Consider the following 16,333-nt stretch of genomic DNA (forward strand, 5'->3'; position numbering starts at 1 on the left):
AATTTTATGAATTAGTGTTACAATAGCAAATAACAGGAATTCTTTTTTTAAAAGTATATGGAAGCGTTTACTAATTGAGAAAAATTATCACTTAAATCTAAATAATAAAACAATTGTTAAATTCAACTAGGGGTATTACTTCATTGTTTTATACATACATGTTGAAGTTTATATTGCTATAAATATAAAGCGATTGCATAACATGTTGTTGTTTAGTTTTAGTTGATAAGTATCATCACATTTATACTTTAAAAAAAGATACCAAAAAATTAATTGTTTCACAGGGGGGACTTCCTTTTGGCATATTCGAAAAATCAATTCTATTTAAGACGCTTACATTCTTTGTTAGGCGTAATACCGATAGGTGGATTCTTATTAGTGCATCTACTTGTTAACCACCAAGCTACAAAAGGCGTTGAGGCGTTTAACAAGGCTGCTGGATTTATGGAATCTTTACCATTCTTGATTGCATTGGAGTTTATCGTAATTTATATTCCAATTCTATATCATGCGGTATATGGTGTACATATTGCATTTACGGCAAAAGAAAACGTAGGACATTACTCTCAATTTAGAAATTGGATGTTCTTATTGCAACGTATTACAGGTATTATAACGTTTATTTTTGTTGCTATACATTTATGGCAAACACGTATCCAGCGTGCATTAGGTCAAGAAGTAAACTTCGATATGGTACATGATATTGTATCTAATCCAGGTTGGTTAATTTTCTATATCATTTGTTTACTTTCTGTAACATTCCACTTCGCAAATGGCTTATGGTCATTTTTAGTTACATGGGGTGTTTTACAATCTAAAAGATCACAACAGATCTTTACATGGGTATCACTTGTTGTATTTATCGTAGTTTCGTATATCGGAATAAGTGCTATTCTTGCGTTCGTATAATTTAAAAATGTTTCAGATATATTTAGGGGAGTGACTATTTATGGCAGAGAAGAAAATTATTGTTGTCGGTGGAGGACTTGCCGGTCTGATGTCAACAATTAAAGCAGCAGAACAAGGCGCACACGTTGACTTGTTCTCATTAGTGCCTGTTAAACGTTCACACTCCGTATGTGCTCAAGGTGGCATAAACGGAGCAATCAATACGAAAGGTGAAGGTGATTCACCTGCTGTTCACTTTGATGACACAGTTTATGGTGGAGATTTCTTAGCGAATCAACCACCAGTAAAAGCAATGGCAGAAGAAGCGCCCAATATTATACATTTGCTTGACCGTATGGGTGTAATGTTTAATAGAACGAATGAAGGCTTGCTAGATTTCCGTCGCTTTGGTGGTACGATGTATCACAGAACAGCATATGCTGGCGCAACAACTGGTCAGCAATTAATGTATGCCTTAGATGAACAAGTACGTAGTTATGAAGTGGATGGTTTAGTTACAAAATATGAAGGATGGGAATTCTTAGGTATTGTCAAAGATGATGACAATATGGCTAGAGGTATTGTGGCTCAAGATATGACATCTTCTGAAATAAAATCATTCGGTTCAGATGCAGTTATTATGGCAACTGGTGGTCCAGGTATTATATTTGGTAAAACAACTAACTCAATGATTAATACTGGTTCTGCTGCCTCAATTGTTTACCAACAAGGAGCAATTTATGCAAATGGTGAGTTTATTCAAATTCATCCAACTGCAATCCCTGGTGATGACAAACTACGATTAATGAGTGAATCGGCTCGTGGTGAAGGTGGACGTATTTGGACATACAAAGATGGGAAACCATGGTACTTCTTAGAAGAAAAATATCCAGATTATGGTAACTTAGTACCTCGTGATATTGCAACACGTGAAATTTTTGATGTATGTGTTAATCAAAAATTAGGTATTAACGGTGAAAACATGGTATACCTTGATCTTTCTCATAAAGATCCGCATGAATTGGATGTAAAATTAGGTGGCATCATTGAAATTTATGAAAAATTCACTGGTGACGATCCAAGAAAAGTTCCAATGAAAATCTTCCCAGCAGTCCACTATTCAATGGGTGGTCTTTATGTAGATTACGATCAAATGACGAATATCAAAGGCTTATTTGCAGCAGGTGAGTGTGATTTCTCACAACATGGTGGTAACCGCTTAGGTGCTAATTCATTGTTGTCTGCTATTTACGGCGGAACAGTTGCAGGACCAAATGCAATTGAATATGTTGCAAATATTGAAAAATCATATACTGATTTGAACGACAGTATTTATGAAAAACGCGTTAAAGAAGAACAAGATAAATTCGATAATTTATTGAATATGAATGGTACAGAAAATGCATATAAACTTCATAGAGAACTTGGTGAAGTTATGACAGCAAATGTTACTGTTGTACGTGATAATAAAGCATTATTAGAAACCGACAAGAAAATCTTAGAATTGATGGAGCGTTATCAAAATATTGACATTGAAGATACGCAAACATGGAGTAACCAAGCAGTCTTCTTTACTCGTCAATTATGGAATATGTTAGTACTAGCACGTGTAATTACCATCGGTGCATACAACCGAAATGAGACTCGTGGGGCACATTATAAACCTGAATTCCCTGAGAGAAACGACGAAGAATGGTTAAAAACGACTTTAGCATCATATCAAGGAAAAACAGAACCGCCTAAATTTACATACGAACCAGTAGATGTAAGTTTAATCCCACCTCGTAAACGTGACTATTCAAGTAGTTCTAAAGGAGGTAAATAAAATGGCAGATACTAAAGAAGTAAATGAAACTCAAGCGCAAAGCGAACAACAAAGCCAACAACAAAATCAAAAAACAATTAAATTTATCATTAAACGACAAGATGATGCAGAATCTAAACCTTATGAGGAAGAGTTTGAAATTCCTTATAAAGAGAATTTAAACGTTATTGCTTGTTTAATGGAAATTAGACGTAACCCAGTTAATAGTAAAGGTGAGAAAACAACACCTGTTATTTGGGATATGAATTGTTTAGAGGAAGTTTGTGGTGCTTGTTCTATGGTTATCAATGGTAAAGCGAGACAATCTTGTACAGCAATTGTTGACCAATTAGAACAACCAATTAAGTTGGAGCCAATGAGTACATTCCCAGTGGTTCGTGACTTACAAGTTGATCGTAGTAGAATGTTTGATAACTTAAAACGCATGAAAGCATGGGTACCGATTGATGGTACGTATGATCTTGGACCAGGGCCTCGTATGCCAGAGAAAAAACGTCAAACTGCATATGAATTATCTAAATGTATGACATGTGGTGTATGTTTAGAAGTTTGTCCAAACGTTACAAGAAATAACGACTTTGTTGGTGCGCAAGCTATTTCACAAGTTAGATTGTTTAACTTACACCCAACAGGTTCGATGACTAAAGATGAACGTTTAAATGCATTGATGGGCGCAGGTGGTTTACAAGAGTGTGGTAACTCACAAAACTGTGTTAACGCATGTCCTAAAGGTATACCTTTAACGACATCAATTGCAGCATTAAACCGTGAAACTTCTTTCCATATGTTTAAATCATTCTTTGGTTCAGACCACCAAGTAAATTAATATATATTAAGACTGTCAACAAAGTATTAACTTTGTTGGCAGTTTTTTTATGAATTATGATATAGATAGAAATTAATTATAATATTTAGATGGATAGTATATTTAATTTTCATAGTTATATATTATTAAGTCACTGATTCAGTACTTTATATAAAAATTAGTAATTCGTTTTATTATAATTAAATGGCGAAGATGAACAACATTGCTAACTTTTATTTATGCGGATCATATGACTAAATTTAATGTCTGAAATGCCTGTTATTTAGAAATTTAGTTCTTGTAAAATGATTTTGAAAACACAGCTATGCTACAATAATAGACAAGTAAATATATAAGGATGAACAATATATGGAGAAACCAATTGGAGTTATTGACTCTGGCGTTGGAGGTTTAACAGTAGCTAAAGAAATCATGCGTCAATTACCAAACGAAACAATCTACTATTTAGGAGATATAAAACGTTGTCCGTATGGGCCAAGAGAAGCTTCGGAGGTAAGACAATTTACTACAGAATTAGCTGAAAAGCTCATGACGTTTGATATCAAGATGTTAGTGATTGCGTGTAATACTGCAACGGCAGTCGCATTAAAACATTTACAAAATTTATTAGCGATACCAGTTATTGGTGTAATAGAACCAGGCGCTAGAACAGCCATTATGACAACAAAAAATCAAAATGTTTTAATATTAGGTACAGAAGGTACGATTAAATCAGAGGCGTACAGACACCACATTAAGCAAATTAATCCGAATGTGGAAGTATCTGGGGTTGCATGTCCAGGCTTTGTTCCACTTGTAGAACAAATGAGATACAAAGATCCAACGATTACGAGTATTGTTATACATCAAACATTAAAGCAGTGGAGGAACAGCAAAGCAGATACAGTTATTTTAGGATGTACGCATTATCCATTACTGTATCAACCAATTAATGATTATTTTCATGGAGAAAAAGTAGTTATTTCATCTGGTTTAGAAACAGCGAGAGAAGTGAGTGCATTATTAACGTTCAGTAACGAACATGCAGGTTATAAAAAGCAGCCCGAACATAAATTTTTTGCTACAGGAGAAACAGAACATATTGAACGCATTATTGAAGAATGGTTAAATATGAAAGCAACAGTTGAAAAAATAGAAGTTTAAAGCGAGGCGTAAATAATGGAAGATATTGTTATTGCATCAAATAATAAAGGGAAAATAAACGATTTTAGAGTTATTTTTCCTGATTATAATGTTATAGGTATATCAGAACTCATCGAAGGTTTTGATGTTGAGGAAACAGGTGACACTTTTGAAGAAAATGCAAAACTAAAATCTGAAGCAGCTGCGCAAGCATTAAATAAACGTGTTATTGCTGATGATAGTGGATTGGAAGTTTTTGCGTTAAATGGTGAACCTGGTATATATTCAGCTCGCTATGCTGGAGAAACTAAAGATGATAATGCAAATATTGAAAAACTATTAACTAAATTAGGTGATGAAACTGACCGTAGTGCGCAATTTGTTTGTGTTATTAGCATGAGTGCACCGGGTGAAGATACAGTACAGTTTAAAGGAACTGTACAAGGAGAAATCACACTAAATAAAATTGGTGAACATGGCTTTGGATATGATCCTATCTTTTTCGTAGAAGACAAAAATAAAACAATGGCTCAACTAACTGCAGAAGAAAAAGGGCAAATTAGTCATAGAGGTAAAGCAATAGAACAACTACAACAATACTTAGAAGGTGATCAATAATGTCGAAATGGATTATAGTTAGTGACAATCATACCGAACAAGGTGTGTTGTTTGATATTATAAATCAACATGAACATGTAGATGTTGCTATTCATTTAGGTGACTCTGAATTTGCTTATGATGATAGTGAACTCAGTCATTTTTATAGGGTAAAAGGAAATACCGATTTTTATCCTGAGTTTCCAAATGAACAAACAATTAAAATAAATGGTATCAATGCATTTTTAACGCATGGTCATTTATATCAAGTGAATCGTACAAGAATCCCTTTAGCAGAACAAGCAAAAACAGCAGACTGCAAATTAGCATTTTATGGACATACACATGTTGCTAAACATGAAGCAATAAATGGTGTGCATGTAATAAATCCAGGCAGTATTTCACAGTCAAGAAGTAATATTGAAGAAACATATGCAGAATTGCTTATTGATGATACGAGTTTAGATGCGACTTTAAATTTCCGTAATCGAAATCATGAAATCATTAGCAGTGAAAACTTTACAATTTAAAAAGACGGAGGATGGAGCTACGTTTAGAATTAATTTAATCGTAGCTTCATTCTCTTATTTCTATAAATAGTTAGATGCAACAAATATTTGAGGATTATAAAGTTGTAAAAATAACGCTAACGTTAATGCATATCTCAATTTAAAGAATTTAAATAAATTAGCAATATTATGATAAAAAGTTTACAATAGTGAAAAATCATATTTATTTTTAAGGGATAGAGTATTGCTTTATCAGTGCAAGTTAGATATAATTATTCTTGTGTTCAAAAGATAATGTCCTGGTAGCTCAGCTGGATAGAGCAATGGCCTTCTAAGCCATCGGTCGGGGGTTCGAATCCCTCCCAGGACACTAAAAACCGTTGTTATGACAACGTTTCAAGCGTGCAGGTGTCAAATATGTGTCAAGAGAATATTTCTCTGACATGTTGGCCCTGCTTTTTTTATGTTCTTCAAGTAAATGTGTATAAACACTCTCAGGACACTAAAAACGTTAAAATACATAAATTAATTTATGCATTTACTGACTAGACTGCTGATATATGAGTAGTCTTTTTATTTTGCTTTAAATTTTATTTACATATAATTGACACACATAGTGAATACAAACATACTGTTGATTAAAATCATAAAATAATTAATTAGCACATTGCAAAAGTAAGTTTACAGATGAGATTGGTTATTGCATAAAGTGAATTAGCATTGTGAGAATTATGTCAAAAAGTATTATTTTATATAGTGAATTTAAACTTCCATTGATCATTTAGCCATAACAATTAAAATATATTGTCATTTAATGTTTTAATCCTCTAAATTTGAAGGATGCTGAAATTGTTTATAGATAATTGAGACATTAATATATGTTTCAGTCCAACAATAAGTGGTATTCAATATATAACTATAAGGTAATGTATAATTTAATGATTATTTTGCGTTAGCGCTACTTCAATTTGAAGTGGCGCATTTTTAATGTTACTTATAAAATTAATAAAAAGTCTTTCATATTAAAAACATTGATATATTACATAGCGAGCTTAATTAGCATTAAATTATTCGGTAAGTTTAATTATATATATATATATTATAATTAAAAATGCACGTCTAAGTTGTATGGCATGGAATTGTGCAAAATACAGTTGGGCATTCAAAACTGTAAGATGATGTGTTTTTCACTACAGTTTTTACTACTATTTAATGAAGTATGAAATAAAACACAATTTTATATGTAAATGTCTTATAGTTATAGATAACAAACGATACTTAATTAAATAACAAATTAACAGTATCGTTTAAAACATAAAAAACAGTCATAAGCATCTATCATATAATGAGGAGTGTTTATAATGGAAGGTTTATTTAACGCAATCAAAGATACAGTTCAAGCTGGCATAGCAGGGGACGGTGCTAAATTAGGTACAAGTATCGTAAGCATCGTAGAAAACGGTGTAGGTTTAGCAAGTAAATTATTCGGATTCTAATATAAATAAATAATAAATAATAAAGGAGAAATAAATTATGACTAAATTAGCAGAAGCAATTGCAAACACAGTTGAAGCGGCAAAATCAGGTAACGGTTCAGAATTAGGTACAAGTATTGTAGATATCGTTTCAAGTGGTGTAGGTTTACTAGGTAAACTTTTCGGATTTTAAAATTGAGTACTTAGCTTATTTTAAAAATATAGTGAGGGGTGTTTATAATGGAAGGTTTATTTAATGCAATTAAAGATACAGTACAAGCTGGCATAGCAGGCGATGGTGCTAAATTAGGTACAAGTATTGTAGACATCGTAGAAAACGGTGTAGGTTTAGCAAGTAAATTATTCGGATTCTAATATAAATTTCTATGACGGACTGGCCAAGGTAATAACCTTGGCTTTTTTTGTTTGCTGAAATATGAAATATGATATGATGAAATAAAATTCGGCTATGTTTACATATTGACGAGGACATAACTAACTTAGTTTAAAAAAGATATCAATAAGAGGTTAGAAAACACTATGAATAAAAGATGTTTGCTTATCGATTTTGACGATACAATTGTTGATTTTCATGATGCAGAAGCATATGCATTTCACCAACTTACAAAAAAATATAATTTAGAGACAAACCAAAATGATTTAAATCAATTTATGACTATAAATCAAGCGCATTGGGAAGCGTTTCAACAAAATCAATTATCAAAGACTGAAGTTTTAAGTAAAAGGTTTGAAGTGTATTTTGATTTGCATCAAATCAATGTTAATGGAGAAGAAGCAGACGTAATCTTTCGAGATGAACTCGCAAATGCTCCAATAAAGTATTTTATGAATACGGTGGAAACGTTGAGAATGCTCAAAGATACACATGATCTATATATTGTTACAAATGGTGTTTTAGAAACACAAGAAAGACGCATAGCAAAAACAAAAATGGGAAATTGGTTTAAAGGTGTTTATGTATCTGAGGAAACAGGATATCAAAAGCCGATGCCAGAATTTTTTGATTTTGTGTTTAATGAAATTGGTCATGATAAAAGGGACCATGCAATGATTGTTGGCGATTCAATAACATCAGATATTTTAGGTGGGAAAAATGCTGCGATAAAAACATGTTGGTTTAATCCAAGAAATAAAATAAATAACACAGAAATTAATCCGGATTATACTATCGAATCGCTTGATCAATTGTTAGATATAGCAAAATAAAAGAAGCGTGAATTCTAATCAGAAAATTGATTTTAATTCACGCTTCATATTATGTTAATAATCATTCAAGAAATGAAAAAAGTTTACTTTATTAATAAGTATCTACTATATTATAAAAATGAGTGTATTATTTTAAATGTATTGGATGTAAAATTAAGGTGTCCAAATAAGTATATCGTGACCATCTTTATTTTGTTGTTCAATATCTTTAAATCCATGTTTAATGAAGAAATTTTTTGATTGATTACGTGCAATAACTTTAATAGGTTGGCCTTGTTCCTTAGCGAAATCTAACAACGCTTTACCGTAACCACGACCTTGGAAATCACGTAAAACTTCTAGTTTCCATAAAATGTTATAATCATCAAAATCTGAGAAGTATACATCTTCAACTTCTCCTTTACGGTATAAAGCCATACGAGCGCCCAACCTATCACCAACATATATGCCATAAAATGGTGAGTCTGAACTAGCGTCTATCATTTCACCGCGTAATTCATCTACTAAATATAAATCTTCATTTCCGAAGTTTCTAAAATCTTCAAATAATTCGTCGGTTTTGTAATTAATATCTAGTCGTTTAACATTACTCACTTTAGCTTCCCCCTTTGTTTTATTACTAACTATTATACCTTATTTTATTGAATATTTCACAAAAATGAATGCTTAAAACATTTTGTAAAATAACGATATTAATTTGCTCATTGTTTTTATATAATGTAAAGTGCTGATAACTTGTATGAATATTGATCAACAATGTTTATACATATGTAAAATAATTTTCAATCAATTTATAAGCCGTAAAATTGTCAATGTTGAATATAAACTTTATACTATATAGGAATAGAGTAACGTAAGGAGAATTACGAATGGATTGTATGACAACGAAACTTAATGAAAAAGATCAATTTATATCTAATGTTAAAAATAGTGATTCAACTTTAGCTAAATATTATCATTTTGATGCGATGAATAAACATGATTATAAAAAAAGACTGCTTATGGAAAATAACGGAAGAGAAGCATCGCTAGCTAAAATCATTGAAGCATACATGGGTGATTTAACATTAGATCATCAACAAAATGATAACTTAAAAGCACTTAGTAACGGTGCGAAAGTTGTGATCGGAGGCCAACAAGCCGGTTTGTTTGGTGGGCCCTTATACACGTTCCATAAAATATTTTCAATTATTACATTAAGTGAAAAACTATCAAAAGATTATGATACGCACGTTGTCCCTGTTTTTTGGATTGCGGGTGAAGATCATGATTTTGATGAAGTAAATCATACTTATGTTTTTAATGAGCACAAGGCAACTTTACAAAAAATTAGATATAGTACAATGACGCCACCAGAGTCTAGTGTTTCAAAATATTTGCCAGATAAAGAAGCGTTACATAAAGCGTTAAATCATTTTTTTAAAGAATTAAAAGAAACTGAGTCTTCTTCAAAATTATTAAACATGTGTAGAAATATTATTGATCATTATGATAGTTGGACTGACATGTTTAAAGCGTTATTACACGAAGTTTTCAAACATTATGGATTGTTACTGATAGATGCAAATGATAAAGCGTTGCGTCAATTAGAAAAACCAATGTTTAGAAACATGATTGAAAAGCATCATTCAGTTGACGATGCCTTTAGACAAACGCAAGCTCAAACGATGGCTGATGGCTTGGAGCAAATGATACAGACAGAGACGAATGTGCATTTGTTCATGCATGATGAGAGTGTAAGACAACTATTAACTTTTGAAAATGGGAGATTTTATTTAAATAAATCAGAGAAGTCGTTTTCGAAACAAGAGCTTCTTAATATAGTAGAAACAGAACCAGAAAGATTTTCTAATAATGTCGTTACAAGGCCAGTAATGGAAGAGTGGCTATTTAATACAGTAGCCTTTGTAGGCGGTCCTAGTGAAATTAAATATTGGACAGAATTAAGTGAAGTTTTTCGAACGTTAGAAGTATCCATGCCTATCGTTTTACCACGATTAAGAATTACTTATATAAATGATAGAATTGAAAAGTTATTAGCACATTATCAATTGAACCGTAATGATATCATTGAAAAAGGAATCGAGGCAGACAAAGCACAGTTTATTAGATCCAAAGCGTCACAATCTTTTATAGAACAAGTTGAAGCACTGAAAGAACAACAAAAGGATCTATTTCATTCTCTGCAAGCAGAAGTTACAGACAATCATGATAATAAAGTATTGTTAAATAAAAATAATGAAATTCATCAAAAACAATTTGATTATTTGCTAAAACGGTACTTATTAAATATCGAAAGAGAAAACGACATTAGCATGAAACATTTTGAGACATTAAGTAAAACACTCCATCCAATGGGTGGATTACAAGAAAGAATATGGAATCCACTTCAAATTATGAATGATTTTGGGATAGATGTGTTTAGTCCCTCCACCTATCCACCACTTTCTTACACATTTGATCATATATTGATAAAACCTTAGAGCGACAACGGGAACACCCGATTCATCATTGAGATGAATCGGGTGTTTTTTTCTATGTTTCAAGAAATTTTGGTGGAATTTGTATAATTAGTGGAGGATAGTGGTGAGATGTGGTAAATTATATATATAAGAAGGTGAGGTGATTATAAATGTTCATGGGTGAATACGAGCATCAATTGGATACCAAGGGACGTATGATTGTTCCTTCCAAATTTCGTTACGACCTAAATGAGCGTTTTATAATTACTCGAGGCCTTGATAAATGCTTATTTGGTTACACTTTAGAAGAATGGCAAGTAATTGAAGAGAAAATGAAAACCTTACCAATGACAAAAAAAGATGCACGTAAATTTATGCGTATGTTCTTTTCAGGCGCTGTCGAAGTAGAATTAGATAAGCAAGGGCGTATTAATATTCCTCAGAATTTGAGGAAGTATGCCAATTTAAACAAGGAATGTACGGTAATAGGTGTCTCAAATCGCATAGAAATTTGGGATAGAGAAACTTGGAATGATTTTTATGATGAATCAGAAGATAGTTTTGAAGATATTGCCGAAGACTTAATTGACTTTGATTTTTAAATGGAGGCGTTAAATTGTTTCATCATGTCAGCGTTATGCTAAAAGAAACTATAGATTACTTAAATATTAAAGAAGATGGCATATATGTCGACTGTACATTAGGTGGAGCAGGTCATGCCCTCTATTTATTAAATCAAATTGGAGACGAAGGTAGACTAATTGCAATTGATCAAGACACAACAGCACTTGAAAATGCAAAAGAAGTATTGAAAGACCATATACATAAAGTTACCTTCGTGCATAGCAACTTTAGAAAATTGACTGAAATTTTAGATGATTTAAATATTGAAAAAGTAGATGGCATTTATTATGACTTAGGTGTGTCTAGCCCACAATTAGACGTGCCTGAAAGAGGTTTTAGTTATCATAATGAAGCAAAATTAGATATGCGTATGGATCAAACTCAATCATTATCAGCATATGAAGTAGTGAATGAATGGTCGTTTGAAAAATTAGTGAGAATTTTCCATCGTTATGGTGAAGAAAAATTTTCAAAACAAATTGCAAGACGTATAGAACAAAACAGAGCACAAAAGCCAATAGAAACAACTTTAGAACTTGTAGATGTTATTAAAGAAGGCATCCCAGCTAAGGCAAGAAGAAAGGGTGGGCATCCTGCTAAAAGAATTTTTCAAGCAATTAGGATTGCAGTTAATGATGAATTATCTGCATTTGAAAATTCGTTAGAACAAGCGATTGATTTGGTGAAAGTGGACGGAAGAATATCTGTGATTACATTCCATTCGTTAGAAGATCGACTATGTAAACAAATGTTCCAAGAGTACGAAAAAGGACCCGAAGTTCCTAGAGGATTACCTGTCATACCAGAAGCTTATACACCTAAATTGAAACGAGTTAACAGAAAACCAATTATTGCTACAGATGAAGATTTAGAAGAAAATAATCGAGCGCGTAGTGCCAAGTTACGTATAGCTGAAATACTAAAATAAGGAGTGATTTTTGAGTGGCAGTAGAGAAAATATACCAACCGTATAGTGGAGCAGAGCAGCATATACCACAAACGCAACCGTCGCCTCATCCCCAGAGTCAACCCCAGACAGTTAAGCGTAAAGTAATTGTCAAGCTAACTAAGTTTGAAAAGATGTTATACATAGGACTTATAACAGTAATTGCTTTAATAAGTATTTATATGCTATCTTTAAAAATGGATGCGTATGAAACTCGAGAAAAAATTGCAGATTTAGATACAAAAATTGAAAAACAATCTAGTGAAAACAGCGCAATAAAATCTGAAATTAAAAAGAACTCCTCATATGAACGCATTTACGATAAGGCCAAAAAAGATGGAATGAGCCTTAAGAACGATAATGTAAAGGTAGTGCGTAATAATGGCGAAGCGAAGAATTAAATTAAAAAAACCGAAGTTTTCAATTAAAAAAAGTAAAATAGGGGCAGTCCTACTCATCCTTGGATTTGGACTGCTCTTTTTTACGTTGGTTTTAAGATACTCGTTTATTATGTTGACAGGACACTCTTCTGGTGAAGATTTAATTATGAAAGCGAATGAAAAGTATTTAGTAAATACACAACAACAACCAGAAAGAGGTAAGATTTATGACAGAAATGGCAAAGTCTTAGCTGAAGATGTGGAACGTTATAAAGTTGTGGCAGTTGTAGATAAAAAAGCGAGTGAAGGTAGTGATAAACCTAAGCATGTGACAGACAAAAAAGAAACCGCTAAAAAACTTGCTACTGTGATTGATATGTCAGCAAAAGAAATTGAAAAAAAACTGGATAATAAAAAAGCCTTTCAAGTGGAATTTGGTCAAAAAGGCACAGACTTAACGTATCAAGAGAAAGAAAAAATTGAAAAAATGAAACTTCCTGGTGTGACGTTATATCCAGAAACTGAAAGATTTTATCCTAATGGAAACTTCGCATCTCATTTGATAGGTATTGCTCAAAAAGATCCAGATAGTGGCGAATTAAAAGGTGCTTTAGGCGTTGAAAAAATATTTGATAGCTATCTTTCAGGTCAAAAAGGTGCATTATCATATATTCATGATATTTGGGGCTATATTGCACCAAATACAAAAAAAGAAAAAGTACCTAAACGTGGAGATGACGTCCATTTAACCCTTGATTCAAACATACAAGTTTTCGTTGAAGAAGCGCTAGATGGCATGGTTGAACACTATAAACCTAAAGATTTATTTGCCGTAGTTATGGATGCGAAAACAGGTGAAATCTTGGCATTTAGTCAAAGGCCAACTTTCAACCCAGAAACTGGTAAAAATTTTGGCAAAAAATGGGCGAATGATTTATATCAAAACACATATGAACCGGGATCAACTTTTAAATCTTACGGATTAGCTGCTGCAATTCAAGAAGGTGAATTTAAGCCAGATAAAAAATACACTGCTGAACCTAGAGAAGTAATGGGATCTAAAATATCTGACTGGAATAAAGTAGGTTGGGGAGAAATCTCAATGTCTACTGGTTTCACATATTCTTCAAACACTTTAATGATGCACTTACAAGATTTAGTTGGCGCAGATAAGATGAAAGAATGGTATGAAAAATTTGGTTTTGGTAAATCTACTGATAGCATGTTTGATGGTGAATCTACAGGCGGTATTGCTTGGGATAATGAAGCACAGCAAAAAACATCTTCATTCGGTCAATCTACAACCGTAACACCAGTTCAAATGTTAAGAGCGCAATCAGCTTTTAATAATGAAGGTAAAATGTTGCAACCATGGTTTGTGGATAGCGTGAGCAATCCTGTTACTGATGATACCTTTTATAAAGGTAAAAAAGAGTTTGCAGGAAAACCAATTACTAAAGATACTGCTAAGAAAGTTCGTACCGAATTAGATAAAGTTGTAAACAGTGAAGACAGTCATGCTAAAAACTATCAAATTGATGGTTATGATGTAGCAGGTAAAACAGGTACAGCACAAGTTGCCGACTCTGATAATGGTGGTTATGTTCAAGGTGAAAATCCATATTTTGTAAGCTTTATTGGTGACGCACCTAAAGATGATCCAGAAGTAATTGTATATGCTGGTATGAGTTTAGCACAAAAAAACGACCAAGAAGCCTACGAAATGGGTGTAAGTAAAGCGTTCAAACCTATTATGGAAAATACATTAAAATACTTAAATGTTGGAGATAAAAATTCTAAAGATAAATCTGATGTGAAGTATAGTAAAGTACCAGATGTTCAAGGTCAGGAGACGCAAAAAGCACAAGATAAGGTGAATAGTAAATCTCTTGATCCAATAGTCATAGGAAGTGGCGATAAAGTTGTAAAACAATCAGTATCACCTGATAAAGAAGTGCTTCCAAATAGTAAGGTGCTCCTATTGACAGATGGGGATATAACAATGCCTGACATGACTGGTTGGACAAAAGAAGAAGTGATTGCCTTTGAAACATTGACGCAAACAAAAGTGACTACAAAAGGTAGTGGTTTTGTTTCTAATCAATCTGTTAATAAGGGACAGAAAATTGACAAAAAAGATAAAGTAGAAGTGTCATTATCTGCTGAAGCGATTAATGGTGAATCATCGACCACGTCATCTGAAGAAAAGGAATCATCCAAAGCCGATTCTGATAAAAATGATGATAACAACTCAGATTCAAGCAGTGATAAACAAAGCGAATAAATAAGTTATTTTATTTCTGACGTCAATGGTAAAACATGTTAAAATGTATAATTTGAAATTGATGCGAGGTAGTAATTTAAATGTTTAGTACGAAATATATTTTTGTAGTTTTAAAACATAAATACTGCCTCGTTACATATGATTTATAAGTTGCACCTAGCATTAACGACATTAATCCAATTTAATATTAAAGGAGCATAATATGGTTTATTTACTAGCGATCATTGCATTACTAATAACATTTATATTAGTCCCTGTATTGATACCAACACTAAAGAGAATGAAATTTGGACAAAGCATAAGAGAAGAGGGCCCTCAAAGTCATATGAAAAAAACAGGTACACCAACTATGGGTGGGTTAACTTTCCTACTTAGTATTATTGTCACATCAATATTAGCTATTATTTTTATGGATAATGCGAATCCGATTATATTATTATTGTTTGTGACGATTGGTTTTGGGTTAATTGGTTTTATAGATGACTACATCATTGTAGTTAAAAAAAATAATCAAGGTTTAACGAGTAAACAAAAATTCCTTGCTCAAATTGCTATTGCGGTTATTTTCTTCATATTAAGCCAAGTATTTAATTTAACAGACTTTTCAACTGGCATTCATATTCCATTTACAGGTTTAGAAGTACCTTTATCAATTGCATATGTAATTTTCATTGTATTTTGGCAAGTTGGTTTTTCTAATGCAGTGAATTTAACGGATGGATTAGATGGACTTTCTACAGGGCTTTCCATTATTGGATTTATTATGTATGCATTAATGGCTTATATCCAAGGAGCTAATTCCATTGGTTTGTTTTGTATTATCATGATTTTCGCATTGCTTGGATTCTTACCGTTTAATTTAAATCCTGCAAAGGTATTTATGGGAGATACAGGTAGTTTAGCTTTAGGTGGTATCTTTGCCACGATTTCAATTATGCTAAATCAAGAATTGTCACTCATTTTTATCGGTTTTGTATTTGTAGCCGAAACATTATCAGTTATGATTCAAGTTACATCATATAAGCTTACAGGGAAAAGAGTTTTCAAAATGTCACCACTACATCACCATTTTGAGTTAGTCGGTTGGAATGAACGAAAAGTTGTTACTGTATTTTGGACAGTTGGTATTATTTCGGGTCTTATTGGCTTATGGATTGGAGTGAATTAA

The 16,333-nt window shown here is 32.5% G+C and carries 17 protein-coding genes and 1 tRNA gene; 17 read left to right on the top strand and 1 reads right to left on the bottom strand.

Annotated elements, in window-relative coordinates; genetic code table 11:
* Positions 1 to 297 precede the first annotated feature (297 nt).
* The 11 genes from CD032_RS11590 to CD032_RS11640 all read left to right on the top strand — a co-directional run bounded on the left by CD032_RS11590 (position 298) and on the right by CD032_RS11640 (position 8,469).
* Complete coding sequence (locus tag CD032_RS11590) at positions 298 to 909, top strand: succinate dehydrogenase cytochrome b558 subunit (protein ID WP_019469295.1); 612 nt, start codon at positions 298 to 300, stop codon at positions 907 to 909.
* Between the two features lie 40 nt (positions 910 to 949).
* The gene (gene sdhA, locus CD032_RS11595) at positions 950 to 2,713 is read left to right on the top strand and encodes a succinate dehydrogenase flavoprotein subunit (RefSeq protein ID WP_103211508.1); all 1,764 of its coding nucleotides are present in this window, start codon (positions 950 to 952) and stop codon (positions 2,711 to 2,713) included.
* A 1-nt stretch (position 2,714) separates the two neighbouring features.
* On the top strand, positions 2,715 to 3,539 hold the full coding sequence (gene sdhB / locus CD032_RS11600; RefSeq protein ID WP_019469297.1) for a succinate dehydrogenase iron-sulfur subunit: 825 nt from the start codon (positions 2,715 to 2,717) through the stop codon (positions 3,537 to 3,539).
* A gap of 348 nt (positions 3,540 to 3,887) precedes the next feature.
* Positions 3,888 to 4,682, top strand: coding sequence for a glutamate racemase (racE, locus tag CD032_RS11605; protein WP_019469298.1), 795 nt, complete (start codon positions 3,888 to 3,890; stop codon positions 4,680 to 4,682).
* A 15-nt stretch (positions 4,683 to 4,697) separates the two neighbouring features.
* A complete protein-coding gene (locus CD032_RS11610; protein WP_040030540.1) occupies positions 4,698 to 5,279 on the top strand; it encodes an XTP/dITP diphosphatase in 582 nt (193 codons plus the stop codon).
* Entirely contained in the window at positions 5,279 to 5,788 is a 510-nt protein-coding gene (locus CD032_RS11615; RefSeq protein WP_019469300.1) for a metallophosphoesterase family protein, read from the top strand. The genes CD032_RS11610 and CD032_RS11615 overlap by 1 nt, the downstream gene beginning before the upstream one ends.
* Before the next feature lie 275 nt (positions 5,789 to 6,063).
* Positions 6,064 to 6,137, top strand: a tRNA-Arg gene (locus tag CD032_RS11620).
* Between the two features lie 991 nt (positions 6,138 to 7,128).
* Entirely contained in the window at positions 7,129 to 7,263 is a 135-nt protein-coding gene (locus tag CD032_RS11625; RefSeq protein WP_019469301.1) for a beta-class phenol-soluble modulin, read from the top strand.
* Between the two features lie 37 nt (positions 7,264 to 7,300).
* Entirely contained in the window at positions 7,301 to 7,435 is a 135-nt protein-coding gene (locus CD032_RS11630; protein WP_019469302.1) for a beta-class phenol-soluble modulin, read from the top strand.
* Positions 7,436 to 7,482: 47 nt separating this feature from the next.
* A complete protein-coding gene (locus tag CD032_RS11635) occupies positions 7,483 to 7,617 on the top strand; it encodes a beta-class phenol-soluble modulin (protein ID WP_019469303.1) in 135 nt (44 codons plus the stop codon).
* 165 nt (positions 7,618 to 7,782) lie between these two features.
* Positions 7,783 to 8,469 carry a YjjG family noncanonical pyrimidine nucleotidase gene (locus tag CD032_RS11640; protein ID WP_019469304.1) on the top strand — a complete coding sequence of 229 codons (687 nt, stop codon included), beginning with the start codon at positions 7,783 to 7,785 and terminating at the stop codon, positions 8,467 to 8,469.
* A 153-nt stretch (positions 8,470 to 8,622) separates the two neighbouring features.
* Here the strand turns inward: CD032_RS11640 and CD032_RS11645 are convergent, their stop codons facing one another.
* Positions 8,623 to 9,063, bottom strand: a complete 441-nt coding sequence (locus CD032_RS11645; RefSeq protein ID WP_019469305.1) for an N-acetyltransferase — start codon at positions 9,061 to 9,063, stop codon at positions 8,623 to 8,625.
* A 275-nt stretch (positions 9,064 to 9,338) separates the two neighbouring features.
* Here CD032_RS11645 and bshC point away from each other — a divergent pair, with 275 nt between their 5' ends.
* The 6 genes from bshC to mraY all read left to right on the top strand — a co-directional run bounded on the left by bshC (position 9,339) and on the right by mraY (position 16,333).
* A complete protein-coding gene (gene bshC, locus CD032_RS11650; protein WP_103211509.1) occupies positions 9,339 to 10,952 on the top strand; it encodes a bacillithiol biosynthesis cysteine-adding enzyme BshC in 1,614 nt (537 codons plus the stop codon).
* Between the two features lie 149 nt (positions 10,953 to 11,101).
* On the top strand, positions 11,102 to 11,533 hold the full coding sequence (mraZ, locus tag CD032_RS11655; protein ID WP_019469307.1) for a division/cell wall cluster transcriptional repressor MraZ: 432 nt from the start codon (positions 11,102 to 11,104) through the stop codon (positions 11,531 to 11,533).
* Positions 11,534 to 11,547: 14 nt separating this feature from the next.
* On the top strand, positions 11,548 to 12,483 hold the full coding sequence (gene rsmH, locus CD032_RS11660; RefSeq protein ID WP_019469308.1) for a 16S rRNA (cytosine(1402)-N(4))-methyltransferase RsmH: 936 nt from the start codon (positions 11,548 to 11,550) through the stop codon (positions 12,481 to 12,483).
* A gap of 14 nt (positions 12,484 to 12,497) precedes the next feature.
* Positions 12,498 to 12,902 carry a cell division protein FtsL gene (gene ftsL, locus CD032_RS11665; RefSeq protein WP_019469309.1) on the top strand — a complete coding sequence of 135 codons (405 nt, stop codon included), beginning with the start codon at positions 12,498 to 12,500 and terminating at the stop codon, positions 12,900 to 12,902.
* Positions 12,883 to 15,165, top strand: coding sequence for a penicillin-binding protein (locus tag CD032_RS11670; RefSeq protein ID WP_019469310.1), 2,283 nt, complete (start codon positions 12,883 to 12,885; stop codon positions 15,163 to 15,165). Before ftsL ends, CD032_RS11670 begins: the two co-directional genes overlap by 20 nt.
* Positions 15,166 to 15,367: 202 nt before the next feature.
* Positions 15,368 to 16,333, top strand: a complete 966-nt coding sequence (mraY, locus tag CD032_RS11675; RefSeq protein WP_019469311.1) for a phospho-N-acetylmuramoyl-pentapeptide-transferase — start codon at positions 15,368 to 15,370, stop codon at positions 16,331 to 16,333.

The sequence above is a fragment of the Staphylococcus cohnii subsp. cohnii genome (assembly GCF_002902365.1).
GTDB lineage: Bacteria > Bacillota > Bacilli > Staphylococcales > Staphylococcaceae > Staphylococcus > Staphylococcus cohnii.